At 73.8% G+C, this 20739-nt stretch carries 20 protein-coding genes; 11 read left to right on the top strand and 9 right to left on the bottom strand.

The window, feature by feature from the left end; genetic code table 11:
- Positions 1–66: 66 nt before the first annotated feature.
- Positions 67–1050: a hypothetical protein gene (locus AB0H83_RS16860; protein WP_360093852.1), complete on the bottom strand. Its 984-nt coding sequence runs from the start codon at positions 1048–1050 to the stop codon at positions 67–69.
- 119 nt (positions 1051–1169) lie between these two features.
- On the opposite strand from AB0H83_RS16860, the gene atzF reads away from it, so the two are divergent.
- The 5 genes from atzF to hpxZ all read left to right on the top strand — a co-directional run bounded on the left by atzF (position 1170) and on the right by hpxZ (position 6426).
- Positions 1170–2900 (top strand): allophanate hydrolase, encoded by a 1731-nt coding sequence (gene atzF, locus AB0H83_RS16855; RefSeq protein ID WP_360093849.1) that lies wholly within the window; start codon positions 1170–1172, stop codon positions 2898–2900.
- Positions 2897–3595, top strand: a complete 699-nt coding sequence (locus tag AB0H83_RS16850) for an isochorismatase family cysteine hydrolase (protein WP_360093846.1) — start codon at positions 2897–2899, stop codon at positions 3593–3595. Before atzF ends, AB0H83_RS16850 begins: the two co-directional genes overlap by 4 nt.
- 9 nt (positions 3596–3604) lie before the next feature.
- Positions 3605–4285, top strand: a complete 681-nt coding sequence (locus AB0H83_RS16845; RefSeq protein WP_360093843.1) for an isochorismatase family cysteine hydrolase — start codon at positions 3605–3607, stop codon at positions 4283–4285.
- Positions 4286–4288: 3 nt separating this feature from the next.
- Positions 4289–5935, top strand: coding sequence for a regulator (locus tag AB0H83_RS16840; protein WP_360093840.1), 1647 nt, complete (start codon positions 4289–4291; stop codon positions 5933–5935).
- A gap of 104 nt (positions 5936–6039) precedes the next feature.
- A complete protein-coding gene (hpxZ, locus tag AB0H83_RS16835; RefSeq protein ID WP_360093837.1) occupies positions 6040–6426 on the top strand; it encodes an oxalurate catabolism protein HpxZ in 387 nt (128 codons plus the stop codon).
- Positions 6427–6438: 12 nt separating this feature from the next.
- Here hpxZ and AB0H83_RS16830 read toward each other — a convergent pair whose 3' ends face one another.
- The 4 genes from AB0H83_RS16830 to AB0H83_RS16815 form a co-directional block, all read right to left on the bottom strand.
- Positions 6439–7008 carry a DUF308 domain-containing protein gene (locus AB0H83_RS16830; RefSeq protein WP_360093834.1) on the bottom strand — a complete coding sequence of 190 codons (570 nt, stop codon included), beginning with the start codon at positions 7006–7008 and terminating at the stop codon, positions 6439–6441.
- On the bottom strand, positions 7008–7292 hold the full coding sequence (locus AB0H83_RS16825) for a chaperone modulator CbpM (protein WP_360093831.1): 285 nt from the start codon (positions 7290–7292) through the stop codon (positions 7008–7010). Before AB0H83_RS16825 ends, AB0H83_RS16830 begins: the two co-directional genes overlap by 1 nt.
- Positions 7289–8224 (bottom strand): DnaJ C-terminal domain-containing protein, encoded by a 936-nt coding sequence (locus tag AB0H83_RS16820; RefSeq protein ID WP_360093828.1) that lies wholly within the window; start codon positions 8222–8224, stop codon positions 7289–7291. The genes AB0H83_RS16825 and AB0H83_RS16820 overlap by 4 nt, the downstream gene beginning before the upstream one ends.
- A gap of 99 nt (positions 8225–8323) precedes the next feature.
- Positions 8324–8917, bottom strand: a complete 594-nt coding sequence (locus tag AB0H83_RS16815) for an Hsp20/alpha crystallin family protein (protein ID WP_360093825.1) — start codon at positions 8915–8917, stop codon at positions 8324–8326.
- Between the two features lie 155 nt (positions 8918–9072).
- Here AB0H83_RS16815 and AB0H83_RS16810 point away from each other — a divergent pair, with 155 nt between their 5' ends.
- The gene (locus AB0H83_RS16810) at positions 9073–9468 is read left to right on the top strand and encodes a DUF2267 domain-containing protein (protein ID WP_360093822.1); all 396 of its coding nucleotides are present in this window, start codon (positions 9073–9075) and stop codon (positions 9466–9468) included.
- Between the two features lie 128 nt (positions 9469–9596).
- Positions 9597–10139: a pyridoxamine 5'-phosphate oxidase gene (locus tag AB0H83_RS16805; protein ID WP_360093819.1), complete on the top strand. Its 543-nt coding sequence runs from the start codon at positions 9597–9599 to the stop codon at positions 10137–10139.
- Here AB0H83_RS16805 and AB0H83_RS16800 read toward each other — a convergent pair.
- Entirely contained in the window at positions 10103–13234 is a 3132-nt protein-coding gene (locus AB0H83_RS16800; RefSeq protein ID WP_360093816.1) for a penicillin acylase family protein, read from the bottom strand. The genes AB0H83_RS16805 and AB0H83_RS16800 overlap by 37 nt on opposite strands.
- Positions 13235–13363: 129 nt before the next feature.
- Between AB0H83_RS16800 and AB0H83_RS16795 the strand changes: the two genes are divergently transcribed.
- Genes AB0H83_RS16795 through AB0H83_RS16780 form a run of 4 tightly spaced genes read left to right on the top strand, consistent with a single transcriptional unit; the run spans position 13364 to position 17862 of the window.
- The gene (locus tag AB0H83_RS16795; protein WP_360093813.1) at positions 13364–16432 is read left to right on the top strand and encodes a DEAD/DEAH box helicase; all 3069 of its coding nucleotides are present in this window, start codon (positions 13364–13366) and stop codon (positions 16430–16432) included.
- 16 nt (positions 16433–16448) lie between these two features.
- Complete coding sequence (locus AB0H83_RS16790; RefSeq protein ID WP_360093810.1) at positions 16449–16736, top strand: YciI family protein; 288 nt, start codon at positions 16449–16451, stop codon at positions 16734–16736.
- The gene (locus AB0H83_RS16785) at positions 16733–17563 is read left to right on the top strand and encodes a hypothetical protein (RefSeq protein WP_360093807.1); all 831 of its coding nucleotides are present in this window, start codon (positions 16733–16735) and stop codon (positions 17561–17563) included. The genes AB0H83_RS16790 and AB0H83_RS16785 overlap by 4 nt, the downstream gene beginning before the upstream one ends.
- Before the next feature lie 29 nt (positions 17564–17592).
- A complete protein-coding gene (locus tag AB0H83_RS16780) occupies positions 17593–17862 on the top strand; it encodes a hypothetical protein (RefSeq protein WP_360093804.1) in 270 nt (89 codons plus the stop codon).
- Positions 17863–18015: 153 nt separating this feature from the next.
- On the opposite strand, the gene AB0H83_RS16775 is transcribed toward AB0H83_RS16780, so the two are convergent.
- The 3 genes from AB0H83_RS16775 to AB0H83_RS16765 all read right to left on the bottom strand — a co-directional run.
- On the bottom strand, positions 18016–18411 hold the full coding sequence (locus AB0H83_RS16775; protein WP_360094296.1) for a DUF4232 domain-containing protein: 396 nt from the start codon (positions 18409–18411) through the stop codon (positions 18016–18018).
- A gap of 8 nt (positions 18412–18419) precedes the next feature.
- The gene (locus AB0H83_RS16770; RefSeq protein WP_360093801.1) at positions 18420–18782 is read right to left on the bottom strand and encodes a sigma factor; all 363 of its coding nucleotides are present in this window, start codon (positions 18780–18782) and stop codon (positions 18420–18422) included.
- Between the two features lie 74 nt (positions 18783–18856).
- On the bottom strand, positions 18857–20739 hold a 1883-nt coding region (locus AB0H83_RS16765), incomplete at its 5' end, for a transglycosylase domain-containing protein (RefSeq protein ID WP_360093798.1).

The raw sequence follows: 20739 nt of genomic DNA, 5'->3' as shown, positions 1-20739 counted from the left end.
AGACGGCCGGCGGGGCATGGCAGGTTCCCGGGGAGGGGTGGCGGGACCCTGCCATGCCGGCTCCGGTCAGGGCACTACGGCGAGCACCGTGCAGCTGGTGGTCGTGGCGCCGTCGGTGCCCGGGTAGCACAGGTCGGAGTCCAGGCCCCCGTTGAGGGCGTCGAACCCGGCGTCGCCGTACAGGACGTCGTTGCCGGCGCCACCGTTGAGGGTGTCCGCGCCCTGGCGGCCGCGCAGGGTGTCCGGGCCGCCGCCGCCGTTGATGACGTCGTCGCCGGAGTAGGTCTTGCACGGCGGGGGTGCCTGCAGGGCGGTGGGCGTGAGCAGCCCGCCGCCGGACGGGACCGGCAGGCACGGCGTGGTGTACCAGCCGCCGTCCAGGACGTTGGCCAGGCCGTCGCCGGTCAGGGTGTCCGCGCTGCCGCCGCCGGTCAGGTTCTCGATCTGCTGGTAGACGTCGCTCTCGCTGAGCAGCGGGTCGCCGCCGTGCGCGGGCGCGACGAGCGTCGCGGTGATCGCGCCGGTGCGGCCCTGGAAGGTGACGGTGTCCGAGCCCGGCCCGCCGCTGATCCAGTCGTCGCCGGGGCCGGAGTGGATGACGTCGTCGCCGTTGCCGCCGGACGCGTCGCCGGCCGCGGCGGCGGTGGCGTGGCCGCCCATCTTGATGACGTCGTTGCCGTCGCCGCCGTAGGCGTGCACGTTGGACGTGGTGCGGTTGTCGATAACGTCGTCGAGGTCCGAGGTCTTGATGTCCAGGAACGTCGCGGCGTGGACGCAGTGCACCGTGGTCATGGTCGCGTACGGGTAGCTGCAGCTGCTGCCGTCCGGCGTGCTGAACGTGATCGGGTAGTTGTCGGTGAAGGCCACCACGCCGGGCGACGGGTTGCTGATGATGAGCCGGTTGGCCTGATTGAGGGCCGCCTCGTAGTGCATCTCACCGCTCATGGTGAGGGTGGCGACCGGTGGTTCCGCATGCGCGGGGTGCACGGCGGCGAGGGTGCAGGCGCCGCCGAGGATGACCGCGAGTCCGAGCCGGGACAGTCGTCTCATCGCGCCACAGTGACAGTGACCGTGATCACATTCCCGCGACTGTCGGGTAGTAATCCCCGGACATCGACGCGTTACATGGGCCGCGGTTTGGCGTAACAGAACTGTCGACAATCGACCGTATGACCGCCCTCGCCCAGACGGGAATCGCCGCCCTCCGCGACGCGTACGCGCGGGGCGAGCTGACCCCGGCAGATGTCGCCGAGCAGGTCATCGCCGCACCCTCCGCGCCGGGCGTGTGGATCAGCCGGGTGCCGGCCGCGGCGCTGCGCGCCCGCGCGCGGGAGCTGCGCGATCCGTCGCTGCCGCTGTTCGGCATCCCGTTCGCGGTCAAGGACAACATCGACGTCGCGGGGCTGCCGACGACCGCGGCCTGCCCGGCGTTCGCGTACACGCCCGACCGCGGCGCGCCCGTGGTCGAGCGGCTGCTCGCCGCCGGCGCGATGCTCGTCGGCAAGACCAACCTGGACCAGTTCGCGACCGGGCTCACCGGGTCCCGCTCCCCGTACGGCGCGGTCGAGAGCATCTTCGGCGGCGGGCTCATCGCCGGCGGGTCCAGCTCCGGCTCGGCCGTCGCCGTCGCGTCGGGCGCCGTCGCGTTCGCCCTCGGCACCGACACCGCCGGCTCGGGGCGGGTGCCGGCCGCGCTCAACGGCATCGTCGGGCTCAAGCCGACCCGCGGCCTGCTCAGCACCGCCGGCGTGGTGCCCGCCTGCCGCTCGCTGGACTGCGTCTCCGTCTTCACGCTCGACGTCGCCGACGCCCGCACGGTCCTGGACGTGGCCCGCGGGCCGGCCGCGGCGGACCCCTGGTCGCGGACGGCCACCGGTGAAAGCCTCCCACCGGCGGCCGTCCGCCTCGGCGTCGCCCGCCCCGACACGCTGGACTTCGACGGCGACCACGGGCAGGCCGAGCGGTACGTCGCCGGCTGCCTCGCCGCGGCCCGGCTGACCTCGGCCGTCACCGAGGTCGACCTGGCGCCGCTGCTGGAGGCGGGCGGCCTGCTGTACGAGGGGCCGTGGGTCGTCGAGCGCCTGGCCGACCTCGAGGACTTCCTGGACGCGCACGCCGGCGCGGTGCTGCCGCTGACGCTGGGCATCCTGCGCGGCGGCCACCGGTTCAGCGCCGCCGACACGTTCCGCGCCCAGCACCGGCTGCAGGCGCTCAAGGCGGAGACGGCGCGGCTGTTCACCGCGATCGACGTCCTGGCGCTGCCGACCGTGCCGACGACGTTCACCCTCGACGAGATCGCCGAGGAGCCGCTGCGCCGCAACGCGGTCCTGGGCCGCTACACCCAGTTCGCGAACCTGCTGGACCTGGCCGTCGTCACCGTACCCAACGGCACGACCCCGCAGGGCCGCCCGGCGAGCCTGTCGCTGATCGGGCCGGCGTTCGCCGAGGGCACGCTGCTCGGGCTCGCCGCCGCGTTCCGGGGCGAGGCAGGGCCCGTGCCCGAGCCGCCCGCGACGACCGTCGAACTGGCGGTGGCCGGTCACCACCTGCGCGGCGAGGCGCGCAACGCGGAGCTGGTCGCGCTGGGCGGGCGGTTCGCGCGCACCACCCGGACCGAGGCGTGCTACCGGCTGTACCGGCTGCCGACGGGCGTGCCGGGGCTGGTCCGGGTCGGCGCGGGGCAGGGCGCGCAGATCGAGGTCGAGATCTGGCGGCTGCCCAGCAGCGCGGTCGGCGCCCTGCTCAGCAGCGTCCGGCCGCCGCTGTCGATCGGCTATCTGTCCACGGTGGACGGTCAGACCGTGCAGGGGTTCCTCTGCGAGGCGTACGCGGCCGGGGACGCGCAGGACATCACCGCCAGCGAGGGCTTTCGGGCACACCGGCAAGAGGAGGGGCAATGAGGACAAGCATCGGTCCGGTCGTCGGGGCCAGGCCCTACGCCTGGCCGTACGACGGCTCGGTCCCCGTCGAACGCACGGCCCTGCTGTGCATCGACTGGCAGACGGACTTCTGCGGCCCGGGCGGCTACGTCGACAGCATGGGCTACGACATCGGCCTGACCCGGGCGGGGCTGCCGGCCACCGCGAAGCTGCTCGACCACGTGCGGGGGCTCGGCATGCTGGTCGTGCACACCCGGGAGGGGCACGACCCGGACCTGTCGGACCTGCCGCCCAACAAGCGCTGGCGCTCGGCGCAGATCGGGGCGGAGATCGGCTCGGCCGGGCCGTGCGGGCGGATCCTCATCAAGGGCGAGCCCGGCTGGCAGATCGTGCCGGAGGTGGCGCCCGCGCCCGGCGAGGTTGTCGTCGACAAGCCCGGCAAGGGCGCGTTCTACGCCACCAACCTGGACCTGGTCCTGCGTACCCACGGCATCACCCACATCATCCTGACCGGCATCACCACCGACGTGTGCGTGCACACGACGATGCGTGAGGCGAACGACCGCGGCTACGAGTGCCTGATCCTGTCGGACTGCACCGGCGCCACCGACCCGTCCAACCACGCCGCCGCCCTGCACATGGTCACCATGCAGGGCGGGGTCTTCGGCTGCGTCGCGACGTCGGAAGACGTGATCGCGGCGACCGTCTCCGACTGAGGGGGCCTGATGGCCACGCTCGACGCACTTCCCGGACCCTTCACCTTCGACCCGGCGACGACCGCGCTGGTCGTCATCGACATGCAGCGCGACTTCATGGAGCCCGGCGGCTTCGGTGAGACGCTCGGCAACGACGTCTCCCAGCTGCGCCGCGTCATCGCGCCGACCGAGGTGCTGCTGCGCGCCTGCCGCGCCGCCGGCCTCACGATCATCCACACCCGCGAGGGGCACCTGCCGGACCTGTCGGACTGCCCGCCGGCGAAGCTCAACCGCGGCGAGCCCAGCCAGCGCATCGGCGCGCCAGGCCCGATGGGGCGCATCCTCATCCGCGGCGAGTACGGCCACGACATCATCGACGAGCTCGCCCCGGCCGACGGGGAGCTGGTCATCGACAAGCCCGGCAAGGGCGCGTTCTACAACACGTCCTTCGGCGACGTCCTCGCCGCGCGACGGATCCGCAGCCTGGTCGTCACCGGCGTGACCACCGAGGTCTGCGTGCACACCACCGTCCGGGAGGCCAACGACCGCGGCTACGAGTGTCTCGTGCTGTCGGACTGCGTCGGCTCGTACTTCCCGGAGTTCCAGGAGGCGGGCCTGGCGATGATCGCCGCGCAGGGCGGCATCTTCGGCTGGGTCGCGCCGTCCACCGCGTTCGTCGCGGCACTGCAACCGTCTCTGCAGAGGACGTGAGTCATGGCTACCAGCACCGACACCGCATCGTTGAAAATCCCGTGGTGGGTCCGCGGCGACACCAACGCCTTCTTCGGCTTCGGCGTCAACGTCCTCGTCAACGTGCTGACGCTGACCTCGCTGTGCCTGTTCGTGGTGAAGCTCAGCAAGGGTGACGTCTTCCAGGCGATCCTGCCGGCGCTCGGCATCGCGCTCGTCGCGGGCAACGTCTACTACACGTTCCTGGCCCGGCGGCTGGCCCGCAAGGAGCACCGCACCGACGTCACCGCGCTGCCCTACGGGCCGAGCGTGCCGCACATGTTCATCGTCATCTTCGTCATCATGCTGCCGGTGTACCTGAAGACGGACAACCCGACCCTGGCCTGGAAGGCCGGCCTGGCGTGGGCGTTCATCATCGGGCTCATCGTGCTCATCGGCGCATTCGTCGGCCCGTACATCCGCCGGTACACCCCGCGCGCGGCGCTGCTGGGAACCCTGGCCGGCATCTCCATCACGTTCATCTCGATGCTGCCGGCCGCCCGCATGTGGGACCTGGCGTGGGTCGCGCTGCCGGTGTTCGCCCTGCTGCTGATCGGCCTGCTCACCGACACGAAGCTGCCCGGCAACTTCCCGATCGGCCTGGCCGCGCTGCTGGTCGGCACCGCGATCGGCTGGGCCGGCGGCGCCATGGACGGCAACGCGGTCAGCGCCGCCGTCGACGACATCGGCTTCGCGCTGCCCGGCCTGCACCTGGACCTGCTCACCTCCGGCCTGTCCGACGTGGCGCCGCTGCTGGCCACGGCGATCCCGCTGGGCGTCTACAACTTCACCGAGGGCATGTCCAACGTGGAGAGCGCCGCGGCCGCCGGCGACAACTACAACCTGCGCAGCGTCCTGCTCGCCGACGGGGCCGGGGCGATCATCGGCGCGGCGCTCGGCTCGCCGTTCCCGCCGGCCGTCTACGTCGGGCACCCCGGCTGGAAAAAGGCCGGCGGCGGCAGCGGGTACTCGATGGCGACCGGCATCGTCATCGCGCTGCTGTGCTTCCTCGGCCTGTTCGGCTTCCTCGGCGCGATCTTCCCGCTGCCGGCGATCGTGCCGATCCTGCTCTACATCGGCCTGCTGATCGGCGCGCAGGCGTTCCAGTTCTCCCCCAAGGCGCACGCCGCGGCGGTGATCGCGGCGCTGATCCCGAACATCGCGCAGTGGGCCACCAGCCAGATCGACAACTCCCTGGCGGCGGCCGGCACCAACGCCGCGAAGGTCGGCGACGCGGCCCTGGAGGGCAACGGCGTCATCTACAGCGGCCTGCTCACCCTCGGCCAGGGCGCGATCCTCGCCGGCCTGGTCTTCGGCTCGATCGTCGCGTTCATCATCGACAAACGCTTCATCCACGCGGGCATCTTCGCGCTGTCGGGGGCGGTGCTGTCCTTCGTCGGGCTGATCCACGGCGAGAAGGTGGCCTGGAACGCCGACGGCCAGGTCGCGCTCGGCTATCTGTTCATCGCGGTGGTCTGCGGGCTGTTCGCGCTGGGCCGGCCGGAGCCGCGGGCCAAGGAGCCCGACGAGATCGAGCTGGACCGCCTGCACGGCGAGGCACCGCCGCCACCGGCACCGGCCGAACCGGCCACCACTGCCACGGCGGCCTCGGAGCCGGCACCGGCGTCGTAGCTCCACCGCCGGGGTCAGCTCCACCTGCGGCGCGGTGGTCCCTCCTCCCGGGGACCACCGCCCGCCGACCGCCATGCAAGCCGCCAGCAGCAGAGGGGACAGCCGTGCGGATCGACCGGGACGACGTCGTCGCCGAGGTGACGGCGGCCTTCGAGGCGTACGAGAAGGCGCTCGTCGCCAACGACACGACCGCGCTCGCCGAGGCCTTCTGGGACTCCCCGGCCGTGGTGCGCTTCGGCATCGCGGACCGGCAGACCGGTGCCGCGCAGCTGCGGGCGTGGCGGGCCGCGCAGGCGCCGCTGCCGCCCGGCCGGCGCCTGTACGACACCCGCGTCACCACGTTCGGCACCGACCTGGCGACGGTCACCACGATGTTCGACTACCCGGGCGGCGAGGACCGCCCCGGACGGCAGTCCCAGACCTGGGTCCGCCTGCCGGAGGGCTGGCGCATCGTGCACGCCCACGTCTCGCAGGAGTCACCGCCGCCGTAGCCGCGCCCGGCGTCAGTGGGCGGCGGACAGGCGGCCGCGGCCCTGGTGGGTCAGCTGGTACGCGGCGAACAGCAGCAGGGCGCCGCTGACGATCGCGTACAGGCCGATCGCCCAGGCGATCGCGACCGCGCCCTGGGCCGGGCGCACCACCACGAACAGCCCGGCGACCACGGAGATCGCGCCGACCAGGGCCAGGGTCCAGCCGCCGTGCTGGCGGGTGGCGAGCCACAGGTCGGCGACGCCGGTGACGATCGCCCACGCGCCGATGAGGACCGCGAGCACGACCGCGGTGACCCCCGGCCACACGATCGCGAGAATGCCAGCGGCCAGCCCGAACAGCCCGGCGACCACCCGGGCCACCCGCGGCCCGGTGCCGTCGGCGAAGCCCGTGACCGGGTTCGTCGCCCCGGCGGACGGGCGCACCGCGTGCACGATCTGCTCGATGCCGGTCGCGATCGCGAAGATCCCGAACAGCAGCGCCAGCGCGACCGCCGTCACCCCGGGCCAGACGACCGCGAGAATGCCGAACACGATGGCGATGACCCCACGCACCCCGAGCAGCCACGCTTCTCTTCTGAGCATCATGCCCTCCTAGCCAGTCGGTCTTCGAGTTCGTCGATGCGGTCGAGCAGGTCCAGCACCACGCCGACGGCGGCGTAGTTGAGGGTCAGGTCGTCGTGCAGCCGGCGGATGCGGGCCACCCTCGCCAGCTCCCGGACCGGGAACCCCGGGGGCCCGGCCGGGCCGGTGGTGACCTCCACCAGGCCAAGCGCCACCAGCCGGGTGACCAGGCCCGGATGTACCCCGGCCGCGTCGGCGAAGGCGTCCAGTGGCAGCCGCGTCGCTCGTACCAGCGCAAACGTCATACCGAGCTCCTGGGATCGGTGGTGGACGCCGCGGCGAGCTCCGCGTAGAGCCGCTGTTCGTGTCCTGACAGGTTCGGCGGGACGACGATGCGCAGGACGGCGTACAGGTCGCCGGCGGTGCCCCGGGGGTTGGGCAGGCCCAGCTCGGGCAGCCGCAGCCGGCGCCCCGACGACGAGCCCGCGGGCACGTCGAGGCGCACCGGGCCGCCGGGCGTCTGGACCTCCACGGGCGTGCCGAGCGCCGCCTCCCACGGGGCCACCGGCAGCTCGACGACGATGTCCCGGCCGCGGACCTTGTACCGGGGGTGCGGCGACAGGTGCACGACGAGGTACAGGTCGCCGGACGGCCCGCCGCCGGTGCCGGGCACGCCCTGGCCGGCGAGCCGGATCCGCTGCCCGTCGGCGACGCCGGCCGGGACGTCCACGGTGTACTGCCGGGGCCGCCCGGTCGGTCCCGGCAGCGTGACGGTGCGCCGGGCGCCGTGGTACGCGTCCTCGACGGCGACGGCGAACCCGGCCTCGCTGTCCGCGCCCGGGCTTCCCTGCCGGTCCGGCGCGGGACGGTCGGACGCGGGCCGGTCGGGCGCGGGCCGGTCCCTGGGGCCCGGCTGGTCGTACGGCGGCGTCCGGCGCCCCGGTGTCGCCGTGCCGCGGGCCTGCGCGGCCACGCCGCCGAGGCCGCCCTGGAACAGGCTGCCGAGCCAGTCGTCCGCGGTCGCCTGGCTCGCGTCGTAGTCGCGGCGCCGCCGCGGGTCGGACAGCACCTGGTACGCCTCGGCGATCGCCTTGAAGCGTTCCTCCGCGCCGGGTTCGCGGTTCACGTCCGGGTGGTGCCGGCGGGCCAGCTCCCGGTACGCGCGCCGGACCTCCTCCCGCCGGGCGGTCCTCGGCACGCCGAGGTCTGCGTAGTAGTCGCGGGTGTCAACCGGCATCGGTCCCCCCAACTGGTGCGCCGTCCGCGTCGGCGGGCGGGCGGCCCCACGGGGGCCGGCACCGCCTCGTCGCGCGCCTGCACGGTGCTGGGCCCGGTCTCAGTGCATGCCGCTGCGCCCGACCTGCCCGGTGCCGCTGCTGCCGGTGCCGCTGCTGCCGGACGGCTGGGCCGTGGCCCCCGGCTGGGACTGGCGCTCGCGCATCTGCTTGGCCTGTGCGGCCGGCGTGTCGGCGGGCCCGGACTCCGTGCGTGCCTGCTGCTGCTCGGGCCGCCCACCGACCGCCTGCTGCGCGCCGGGTCGTCCCTGCGCCGCCCGCACGGTGATGCGCCGGGTCTGCTCGCCGCGCGCCTTCGGCGCGACGATGCTCAGCACGCCGCTGTCGAGGTTCGCCTCGACCCGGTCCTCGTCGATGTCGCCCGGCAGCCCGATCAGGTACTCGAACTCGCCCTCCTGCCGCGCGCGGTGGTGCATCGTGCCGGTGCGGACCCGGGCACGGTAGTTGCCCGCGACCCGGATCTCGTTGTCCCGCAGGTCGATCCGCACGTCGTCGGCGTCAACGTCGGGCAGGTCCAGGTCGACCCGGTAGTCGTCGGCGGTCTCCTCGATGTCGACCGGCACGCCACCGATGCGCGGCATCGCCGCCGCCGGGAACGTGAACGCTCGGCCGGGTCGGGTCACCAGGAATGCCATCGGGGTTTCTCCCAACGGTGAGGGGATGTACGCGGCCATGCTGAGCGCCCCGGAGGTGAGCCCGTCCCACCCGGCGCGGATGAGCGCCCCCGGCGCGGCCGTTCGCTCCCTGCTGGTGATGGTGCTTCACCTGCGAGATTGGAAGCGTTCGCGGCATGTATGAAGACGTGTACATCACGGAGGTCCGCGAGAAGACCGGTCTCAGCACCGCGGAAGAGACCCGGCGCGCCGTGCGGGGCGTCCTGCACGCCCTGGCCACGCGCCTGCCGGACGGCTGGGTGCACCACCTGGCCGCGGAGCTGCCACCGACGCTCGCCGAGCCCCTGTGGTCCTACCAACACCTGTACGACCAGGAGGTCCACCTGGACTTCCTCGCCGACGTCGCGGCCCGGGCGGCGGTGCCGCCGGCCCTCGCCGAGCGCCTGGCCCGGGCCGTCTTCGCGGCGGTCGCGAGCGCCTGCGACCCGGCCCTGCTGCGCCGTGTGTACGCCCCGCTCACCAGCGACATCCTGGTCCTGACCGAGTCGGACCGGTCCCTGCTGCCGGTCTGACCCGGTGGGGACCCCGGCCGCGCCGCGGCCGGGGTCCCCACCGTCACCACGGCGGCGCGCGGATGGCGCGAAAACCTGTCATGCCGCGAAGTTGACCCGGGACTCGGCGGTACGCCAGTCTGGCTGCCATGCTCTCGTGGGGGCGCTTCCGGCGTTCGGCGCCCGGCCTGGCCTCGTCCGGCCGGGCGCTGCTGTACCGCAGCGGCGTCGGCCTCGCGTATCTCGGCACGGTGCGCGCCGACGGCGGCCCCCGGGTCCACCCGGTCAGCCCGCTGCTCGTCGAGGACGGGCTCTACACGCTGCTGACGGTGTCGCCCAAGCTGGAGGACCTGCTGCGCGACGACCGGTTCGCCCTGCACACGTTCCCGCTGCACGACGGCGAGGAGGCGTTCTACCTCACCGGCCGGGCCAGGTTCCCGCGCGACCAGGCGCTGCGGCGCAGCGTCGCCGCCGCGTTCCTGGCCGAGCGGGGCATGTCCGGCCCGCCGCCCGGCTTCGGCCAGCACGTGCTGGTGGAGCTGCACGTCGAGACGTGCGTGCTGAGCCGGGCCGGTGAGCAGGTCACCTGGGCGGCGGCCGACCCCCACCGGCACGAGGTCGGCCGCCACCGGGAGACGCGTCACCGGGAGACGCGTTACCGCGAGTACACCTCGAACTCCCACAGCGAGTAGCCGTAGCCGGTGGCCCGGCCGACCCCTGCCATGCGCACGTGGCGGGCGCTGACCGGGGCGAAGGTCACGCTGTCGGTGCCGCCGTTGCCGGCGTCCACCGTGCTCACCGCCGTCCACGTGCTGCCGTTGGCCGACACCTCGATGCGGTAGCGGGAGCCGTACGCGGCCTCCCACCGCAGGATCACCCGCCGCAGCGTGCGGGCCGAGCCCAGGTCGACGGTCAGCGACTGGTCGTCGCTCCACCAGCTCGCCCAGCGGGTCGCCGGGTCGCCGTCGACGGCGGCGCCGGCGCTGTAGCCGATGAAGGTGCCGTTGCCGGTCGCCTTGCGGCCCAGGGCCAGGTTGGTCACGTCGTCGCCGCGTTTCGCCGGGAACGACACGACCTGCTGGTACGTGGGGCGGTTCTGCCAGGAGATCTTGTCGTGGGTGATGCCGCCCAGCGGCGACTGGACGATGCTGTCGGCGCACCACTGGTCGCCGGCGCCGCAGGACGCGTCGGCGGGGTAGGTGGTCGCGGCCGGTTCGGCCGCCGCCGTGGCGAGGGTCGAGGCGAGGACCTGCCGGCAGGCGGCGAGGACCCCGCCGCCGCAGTACGTGCGGCCGAGGCCGCCGCTGACCGGGTCGCCGAGGACGGCCCGGAGGTCCTTGTCGAGGTACCCCCACCAGCCGTACTGGAACGCCGAGCCCTTGTGGCTCTGCGACTGGTTGAGCGACCCGCCGGCGGCCGAGCCGGTGTGGCCCGACGGGGACTCGTCGATCTGCAGGGCGCCGGTGAGCGCGGCGTACACGTCGTCGCCGAGCCCGGGCCGGAACGCGGCCGCGACCAGCTTGGGCCACCACGCGTCGAAGAGGCGGATCGCGTCGGCGTGCTGGTACACGTGCGAGCCGGGGCTGGTCTCGACCCGCCGCGCGCCGGCCGCCTGCCACGCGGCCAGCTTCGCCGCGTTCGGATCGCCGGTGCCGAGGATGCGCAGCAGCTCCGGCAGGAGGCTCTCGGCGCGCAGGTCGGTGACGGCGGCCTCCTCGACCAGGCGCACCACGCCGGCCCGGTCGACCTTGGCGCCGCCGGCGAGCGCCGCCCTGACCCGCCGGTCGAGCAGGTCGGCGCGGTGCACGGCGCCGAAGCTGAAGTTGCCGTCGGCGGCGCTGTAGCCGGCGGCCTGCTTGTTGTTCCAGCTGACGAAGTAGTCCTGGCCCGCCGACTGCGGGTGCTGCGCGACCGGGACGTAGTCGGCGGTGTTCGTGTCGGCGTTCCAGTTCTGCCACTCGTAGGCGGCCTCGGCGCGGGTCGGCAGGTTCGGGTTCGCGCCCGCCTTGCGGACCGGGTTCGCGCCGGAGTTGTAGTACGCGGTGTCGGTCGCGTTCACGTAGAACCAGTTGAACGCGTAGCCGACCTCGGACGCGGCGGCGACGAACGCGGCCGGTGAGCCCATCGCGGCCGGGTCGTTGAAGGCCTGGAACCCGATCGCGGAGTCCGCCTCGTGCCGGTACGTGGAGCGCAGCCGGGTGAACGCGACCGGCACGCCGCCGACCCTGCCGCGCCACGCGACGAGCCCGTACTTCGTGCGGTAGGTGGTCAGCCGGTACGAGCCGGCGGGTGTGCTGTCCGCGAGCGTCGGCGTCCACGCGTTGGTGCGGGTCAGCGCCTCCATCGGGGTGCAGGTGCCACGGTAGAGGTACGCCTGGGACTGCAGGGTGGGCGCGGAGCCGTCGACGTTGCACAGCGGCACCGAGTAGGTGTCGGTGATGTCCTGTTCGGCGGACGTGGCGCTCCACGCGTAGTCCTGGCCGCGGCCGAGCAGCACGTACAGGTTGAGCCCGGCGAACGCGACGCCGTGCGCGCTGATCCCGGGGCCCTGCAGCTCCTGCAGCATGAGCAGCTGCGGGGAGAAGTACCCGGTCTGCGGGCCGAACACCGCGATCGGGTGGCCGGTGGCGGAGTGCGCGGCGTCCACGACGACGGCGTTGGACATGCCCTGCCGCCGCGCGCTCGCCGGGCCGACCTGCACGCCGGTGGTGCCGGAGCCGGTGGGGTCGAACACGACGGGCTGCGCGGTGACGCTGCCCGCGTCCGGCAGCGCGACGCCGGGGGCGTCCGGATCGGCGGCGCCGTACGGGAACGACTGTCCGTTGTGGAGGGTCAGCACGGCCTCGGGGTCGTTCTGGGAGCGGAACGCCGCCCACAGCCGTTCGCCCTCCACCGGTCCGTAGCGGGCGCGGGCGGTGACCCGCACGAGCGCCGACTCGACCTCGCCGCCGCCCCCGCCGCCGAACAGGCCGCCGACGACGCCGGCGATGGCGATGAGGTCGGTCATCCTGAACGGCTCTGGGCCGCCGGCGTTGGTGATCGCGTCGAGGTGGCCGGTCAGCACGTACTCGCCGGGGCAGTTGCGGCCGGACATGCACGCGGCGATGTAGGCGTTGACGCCGGCGACGTAGTCCCGCACGTCGTCGTAGAGCTGCGCGCCGCGCGGGCCCTTGGTCCGCAGCTGCTCCACCTGGGCCTGCAGGTCGGCCTCGGTGTAGGGCGCGTTGCGCCAGATGCTCTGCTCCAGTTCGCGGTTGCCGGGCGAGCCGCCGGCGAACGGGGTCAGCTGCCCGCGCCCGACCCGGCGCAGCAGGTCCATGACGAACAGGCGGTCCTCGGCGCCCGCGTAGCCGGCGCCGAACATGGTGCCGGCGCGGGTCGTGCCGGTCACGTGCGGCACGCCGGCGGTCTTGTCGCGCACGATCGTGACGTCGCCGCGCGGGCTGTAGGCGCGCTCGACCTGCCCGGCGGGCACGCCGAACGAGGCGCTGTTGTAGAAGCGGTCGATCTGCTCGCCGGTGAGGCCGGTGTACGCCGAGACGAGGCCGGCGTACCTGCCCAGCTGGTCCGACGAGTGCGGCGGGCGGAAGCCGAGGGCCTGGTGGGCCAGGATGTCGGCGAGGGTGGCGTTGCCGTTCTGGCCCGGGGGCAGGATGTCGTCGCACTCGTCGAGGCAGTAGTCCGTGGGGAGCAGGACGGCGGCGCGGCTCTGCGCGGGGGTTGCGACGAGGGCGCCCGCGACGAGGACGAGGACCGTGGCGGCACGTTTCAGCAGGGACAGGGACATGGCGGATCCCTTCCGGGGGCTGCGAGTGAACATGAAAATGACTCGGATTACCGGATGGTAACAACGACACCTGTCGCTGAACAGAGGTTCAGCCGGTCGGGTCGGCGGCCCTCGACTAGGCTCGCGCGGGTGATCGTCGTGCACGCTGCCTGGCTCGACGGTCGCCTCTGCCTCTGGGCCGAGGACGCCGACCAGCCGCCGGTCCCCCGGCGCCGGGGGACCCGGGGCGTGCCCGCGCACCCGTTCGCCGTGCGGGGGCTGCGCCTCGACGAGGACACCGGCCGGTCGGCGACCCGGGTGCTCGCCCTGCCGGCCCGCGGCGGCCTGCCCGAGCCGTCACCCGCCGCCCAGGCCCGGCGCACGCCCTCCGACGCCCCGCTCGAGCTGGGCGAGTGGACGGTCGACACGGTCGAGTACGGCCCCGACGACGCCTACGCGCTGCTGCGCTCGCCCCTGGTCGCGATCACCGCCGGCGGCGAGGACGACGACATCGTCTTCGGCGACACGGTGCGCGCCCTGGCCACCGTCGCGAAGTTCGCCGGGTCGCTGGTCCAGCGCGGCAGGATGCTGCCCGGCCTCACCGACCCCGGGCCAGGCCCCGGCGGCTCCGGCGCACCCGGCACGGCAGCCGGCGGCGGACCGGCCGAGGCCCGCTGGGTGCCCGTGCTGACCGGCAAGGACGCCGCGTACACGCGGTCCCTCGCGCTGTCGCTGCCGCAGGCGGTGCTCGGCGGCGCCCCGTCGCGGGCGGCAGTGCTCACCGAGGTGCTCGACACGCTCGTCGACGCCGCCGCGCGGGCCGTGCTGCCGGCCGCGACGCAGCGGGTCACCGGCACCGCCGGCGCCTGGCTGGCCGCGCTCACCGGCAAGGCCCGCGCGGTCGACGGCCCGCCCGCCGAGCTCGCGGCGCTGCGCGCGGACCTGGCCGCCTGGCAGGCCGACGCGGTCGGCGGCGCGGTCCGCGCCTGCTTCCGGCTGGTCGAGCCGCCCGAGCCCGGCACCATCGAGGAGGCCCTCGCCGGCGACGAGGAGCCGGTCTGGCGCCTGGAGTTCGCGCTGCAGGCCGCCGACGAGCCGAGCCTGGTCGTGGACGCCGGCTCCGTCTGGCAGACCCCCGGGCCCCTGGAGCTGTCGCAGTGGCAGGTGCCGGCACCGCAGGAGACCCTGCTCGCGGAGCTGGGCCGGGCCAGCCGGCTGTACCCGGCGCTGGAGGAGTCGCTGCGCGCGGCCCGGCCGGCCGGGCTCACCCTCGACACCGCCGGCGCGCACCAGCTGCTCAGCGAGCACGCGCCGTTGCTGGCCGGCGCCGGGTTCGGGATGCTGCTGCCCGGCTGGTGGCGCAAGCCCCAGGCCCGGCTCGGCGCCCGGCTGACCGCGCGCAGCCCCGCGACCCAGCCCGGCACTGTCGCCACCGCGAGCGCGGTCGGCCTCGGCTCGGTCGTCGACTACCGCTGGGAGCTCGCCATCGGCGGCGAGCCGCTCACCGCGGAGGAGCTGCGCCGCCTCGCCGACCTCAAGGCGCCGCTGGTCCAGCTGCGCGGGCAGTGGGTCGAGCTCGACCAGCGCCGGCTCGCCGCCGGCCTGGAGATCATGCGCCGGCATGGCGACGACGCCGCGATGACGGTCGCGGACCTGCTGCACCTGGCCGGCGAGGCCGAGGGCCCCGGTGGGCTGCCCGTGGTCGAGGTGACCGCCGACGGGTGGCTCGGCGACCTGCTGTCCGGCGACACCGAGCTGCGGGTGCCCGCCGCCGAGCCACCCGAGCGGTTCCAGGGCAGCCTGCGCCCGTACCAGCTGCGCGGCCTGAGCTGGCTGACCTTCCTGGAGTCCGCCGGGCTCGGCGGCATCCTCGCCGACGACATGGGCCTGGGCAAGACCGTGCAGCTGCTGGCGCTGCTGGCCCGCGACGCGCCCGGCCCGACGCTGCTGGTGTGCCCGATGTCGCTGGTCGGCAACTGGCAGCGGGAGGCCGCCAGGTTCGCGCCGTCGCTGCGCGTGCACGTCCACCACGGCGCCGAGCGCGCCCGGGGCGCCGAGTTCCGGGCCGCGGTCGCCGCGTCGGACCTCGTCATCACCACGTACTCGATCGCCGCGCGCGACGCGGCCGCGCTGAAGTCGCTGTCGTGGCACCGGCTCGTCCTCGACGAGGCGCAGGCGGTCAAGAACGCCGCGACGAAGCAGGCCGTCGCGGTCCGCGGGCTGCCGGCTCGGCACCGCATCGCGGTCACCGGCACCCCGGTGGAGAACCGGCTCGCCGACCTGTGGTCCATCATGGACTTCGCCAACCCGGGCCTGCTCGGCACCGCCACGAAGTTCCGCGAGCGCTTCGCCGAGCCCGTCGAGCGCCGCGGCGACGCCGACGCGGCCGCCCGGCTGCGCCGCATCACCCAGCCCTTCGTGCTGCGCCGGCTCAAGACGGACCGCGGCATCATCTCCGACCTGCCGGAGAAGCTGGAGATGGAGGTGCTGTGCAACCTCACCCGCGAGCAGGCGTCGCTCTACCAGGCCGTCGTCGACGAGATGCTCGGCAAGATCGAGCGCAGCGAGGGCGTCGCCCGCCGCGGCCTGGTCCTGGCGACCATGACCCGGCTCAAGCAGATCTGCAACCACCCGGCGCACGCCATGCGCGACGGCAGCCGGCTCGCCGGGCGCAGCGGCAAGCTGCTGCGCCTGGAGGAGATCCTCGACGAGGTCCTCGCCGCCGGTGAGCGCGCCCTCGTCTTCACCCAGTACGCGGAGTTCGGCGGCATGCTGCGCGCCCACCTGTCGGCCCGGTTCGGCCGCGAGGTCGCCTACCTGCACGGCGGCCTGGACAAGCCGGCCCGCGACGCGCTGGTGGCCCGTTTCCAGGCCGCGACGCCGGCCTCGCCGCCGGTGTTCGTGCTGTCGCTGAAGGCCGGCGGGACCGGCCTGACCCTCACCGCCGCCAACCACGTCGTGCACGTCGACCGGTGGTGGAACCCGGCCGTCGAGGACCAGGCGACCGACCGGGCGTTCCGCATCGGGCAGCGCCGCGCCGTGCAGGTTCGCAAGTTCGTCACCGCAGGCACCGTCGAGGAGAAGATCGCCGCGATGATCACCGAGAAGCGGGGGCTGGCCGCGAAGATCGTCGGCACCGGCGAGCAGTGGCTGACCGAGCTGTCCACGGCGGAGCTGCGCTCGCTGCTGGCGCTGGAAGCCGGTGCCGTCGTGGAGTAGCCCGTAGACTGCACCGATGTTCGTGATCACGCTGAGCTACCTGGTCGACGTCGAGCGGATCGACGAGGCGATGCCCGCGCACCGCGAATGGCTGGAGACCCAGTACGCGGACGGCGTCTTCCTCGCCTCCGGCGCGCAGGTCCCCCGCAAGGGCGGCGTCATCCTCGCCGCCGGGCTGCCCCGGCTGGAGCTGGAGGCGCGGCTGTCGCTCGACCCGTTCCTGCAGAAGAACCTCGCCGCCTACGAGATCGTCGAGTTCGTCCCGCGCGTGGTCGCGCCCGGTCTGGAGGCCCTGCAGGCGTGACGACCCCCGAGTACTGGGGATCCCGGACGGTCAGGGTCGAGGGCGGGATCCGGGCCCGCAGCGCGCGCGGCGCCATCGGCGAGAGCTGGTGGAGCAAGCGGTTCCTCGGCGTGCTCGAGTCCTTCGCCCTCGGCACCCGCCTGACCCGCGGCCGCAACTACGCCCGCGCCGGCCAGGTGCTGTCGCTCAGCGTCGAGCCGGGCGTCGTCGCGGCCGTCGTGCAGGGGTCGCGGCCGGCGCCGTACCAGGTGAGCATCACCCTGCAGGTGTTCGGCGACGACGTGTGGCAGCGGGTCGAGACGGCCCTGGCGGCCGAGGCGCTCGGCGCCGCCAAGCTCCTCGCCGGTGAGCTGCCCCCGCACGTCGAGGACGTGTTCGCCGCCGCGGACGCGCCGCTCTTCCCGGCCCGCGTGCGCGACCTGCTGATGCGCTGCTCCTGCCCGGACGCCGCGGTGCCGTGCAAGCACCTGGCGGCCACGTTCTACCTGCTCGCCGAGCGGTTCGACGCCGACCCGTTCCAGATCCTGCGGTGGCGCGGCCGGGACCGCGACACGCTCCTGGCGAACCTGCGGGCCCTGCGCACCGGCACCGCCGCCGCGGCCCCGGTCGCCGAGGCGCCCGCGCTCACCGGCGCCGCCCGGGCCCTGGCCGACATGAGCGAGCCGGACGTCGAGCTGGAGCGGTTCTGGTACCCGCCGGTGCCGCTCGCCGACCCCGAGCCCGCCGCGGTCGCCGGGCGGGATCTGCTGCTGCGCCAGCTGCCGACCCCGCCGCCGGCACTGGGCGGGCGGGACCTGCTCGCCGCCCTGCGCGGCTGGTACCGGTAGCGACGTTCACATTCGGGTAGGGTCGGCGCATGACGGATCCGTACCAGCAGCGGCAACCGGATCCCGCCTATCACGGCACGCCACCCGCCCCGCCGCCGTTCCCGGCACCGCACTTCGCGGCGCAGCCACCGGCACGGCCGCCGCGGGACAAGCTCGTCGTCCCCCTCATCGTGATCGTGGCGACACTGCTCGTGCTGTGCCTGGCCGGAGCCGCCGGCGCCGTCTACTTCCTGCGGGAGGAGCCCGGCGACGACAAGACCTCTGAAGTCGTCGTCCACCGCCCCCTCACCGGCGGCTGACCGTGCGGCGGGGCATCGCGGCGGGCGCCGGCGAAGACGCCGCCGCGCGCCTCGGTCCACGGCCCCGGCACGAAGCGGCTGCCGTCGCCCACCGCGCAGTCCCGGGTGGCGCACGGTCCGGACCGGCGGCCGGCCCGGACCGTGCGCCACGGCTCACTCGTGCCAGCTGGGATCGGGGCTCGCCAGCAGCGGGCCGATCTCGACGCGCCCGTGGCCGCAGGCGCGCCACGTGCCCTTCAGGACCAGCGACTCGCCGTTGCCGCGCGGCGTGATCCGCAGCCCGGCCGCCGGCGGGTCGCAGGGCGCGCCGTTCTCGTCCGCCGCCGGCATGCTGCCGCGCGTGAGCGAGAAGTAGCCGGTCCCGCCCGGCCGCAGCGTCAGCGTCGACCTCCCGCCGTCGGTCAGCGTGGCGGCCGTCGGCAGGCGCCGGCCCTCCGCGTCGACCCACACCACGTCCAGCGCCCCGGACAGCAGGCACGTCGAGGACCCGGTGTTGGTCAGGCCGACCCCGGTCACGCTGCCGCCGGCGAAGCCGTCGCCGCCGTACATGGCCACGGTCAGCTCCCGGGCCGGGCACGGCCGCGCCGCTGCTGCGCCGGGATCTCGCGCAGCGCCGCCACCAGCAGCACCGTGTCGTCGGACGGCGGCTGCGCCGGCGGTGGTGGTCGTAGCCGCGCGAGGGTGCGCCGATGCACCGCGATGCGCCGCCACCGGTCGACGCTCAGCCGCGTCACGACCAGGCGCAGCCACGCCTCGAGGTCCTCGTACCCGGCCAGCCGCCGCCGGCGCTGCCAGGCCCGCAGGTACGCCTCGTGCGCGAGATCTTGCGCGACGTCCGCGTCGCCGCACATCGCGTAGGCGTACTGCACCAGCCTGCGCACCGTCGCCCGGTAGTACTCGTCGAACGTGGTCTCGTCCACGTCACCTCCCCAACCTCGAGGAAAGACACGGGTGAGTGCGCCGTGCGGTGGCGGTGCCGGCTGTCAGGTGCAAGTCAGTTCCGGCGGCTCGGGCTGGGGCTGGTCTTCGGGCTGGGGCTGGAGCCCGGCTGGCTCGTGCCGGGGCTGGGACTCTGGCCGGGGGTCGGGTTCTCCACCGGGGTGCTCGGGCCGGGCGAGACGCCGGTGCCGACGTCCTTGCTGCCGACCCCCGCCGCGGGGCGGAACGACGCCTTCGGCATCTTGACCTTCGTCAGGGCACCGTCGAGGAAGTCGCGCCAGATCGGGCCGGGCAGCGAGCCGCCGATGATGTTGTCGTTCTCCTTGTCCTTGATCGCGACCTCTTCGTTCTTGTTGCCGACCCAGACCGCGGCGGCCAGGCCGGGTGAGTTCTTCGCCTTGTCGTGCGGGACGTAGCCGCCCATCCAGGCGTGCGCGTTGCCCTGGGAGGTGGTGTTGCCGAGCTGCCAGGTGCCGGTCTTGCCGGCGAGCGGGTAGCCGTGGGCGGCCCGCAGGCCGTACTTCTCCGGCACGCCCTGCAGCACCGCGGTCAGGTCGTCGGCCATCCCCTCGTTGAAGCCGGGGATCCGCTGCGGCTTGAGCACCTCGGCGAACGTGCGCTGCTCCTTCTCCCAGACCTCCTTCAGGAAGTGGGTCTTCACGGCGACGCCGCGGGCGGCGAAGGTGGCCATGCCGCCGGCGTGGTCCAGGACCGTGATCGGGTACTGCCCGAAGCCGACCTCGTTGCCGAAGAACTCCGGGGCGACGTCCTTACCGGTGAGCTTGGTCAGGTCCTTGCGCTGCGGCAGCGGCTCGCCCTGCACGGTCGCCCACATGCTGGTGATGCCCGCGGCCCGCGCGGTGTCGATCACCCGGTCCGCGCCGAGCTCCAGCGTGATGGCGTAGAACGGCACGTTGAGCGACTGGACCGTGATCTCCTTGAGGGTGCACCACGTGCCCGAGCCCGACTTGCAGTTCGGGATGCGCCCCTCGGTGGCGTTCTTGATCTGGTTCTTCTGCGCCGCGGTGCGGCCCGGGAAGTCCTGCGGCACCCCGTTCCAGAACGAGTCGGTGCTGTACCCGGCCATCAGCGCCGTCGCGAGGGTGTAGACCTTGAACGTCGAGCCCGGCGGGTGCCCGCCGCAGCAGCTCGGCTGGCCGTCGCCGAGCACGGGATCGACGTGGTAACCGGCGTAGTCGTTGCCGGATCCCTTGTCGCCGCCGTAGTAGCCCTTGACCGCGCCGGTGCCCGGCTCGACCGCGACCAGCGCCGCCTGCAGGTTCGGCTTCTGGCCGTACATGTTGGAGTCCTTGCTGCTCGCGCTGGCCTCCTGCACCGCGACCTGCTGGATCCTGGAGTCCACGGTACTGATGATCTTCAGGCCGCCGTCGCGGATCTTGTCGAAGTTCTTCTTGCCCTGCGGGTCGACGTCCTCGTACCGCAGGGCGCCGGTCTTCGGGTCGGTGAGCGCCGCGACCTCCTGCAGCACGTGGTGCACGACGAGCCCTTCGGGCTTGTCCAGGGCGGTGTTGGCCACGGCGTTGTTGGCCCGCGTCTGCGCCTGCGTGATGACCGTGGTGGGCATCGTCAGCTTCTCCTTGGCCTCGGCCTCCGAGACGAACTTCAGTGCCACCATCTGCTTGCGGATGTAGTCGAAGCGGGCCTCCGCCTTGACCGGATCGACCGTCGGGTCGGACGGGCTGCCCTTCTCGTTGTCGCCCGAGGGGTTCTTGATGATCCCGGCGAGCACCATGCCCTCGGCGACCGTCAGGTCCTTCACGGGCTTGTTGAAGTAGGCGTACGACGCCGCCTGGATGCCGTGCGCCCCGCGGCCGAAGTAGATGATGTTGAGGTACATCGTCATGATCTGGTCCTTGGTGTACTCCTTGTTGAGCTTCAGCGCGATGACGGCCTCGCGCAGCTTCCGGCCGTAGGTGA

Source organism: Dactylosporangium sp. NPDC050688 (assembly GCF_040654515.1).
GTDB lineage: Bacteria > Actinomycetota > Actinomycetes > Mycobacteriales > Micromonosporaceae > Dactylosporangium.
This window is presented reverse-complemented; position numbering and strand designations above follow the sequence as displayed.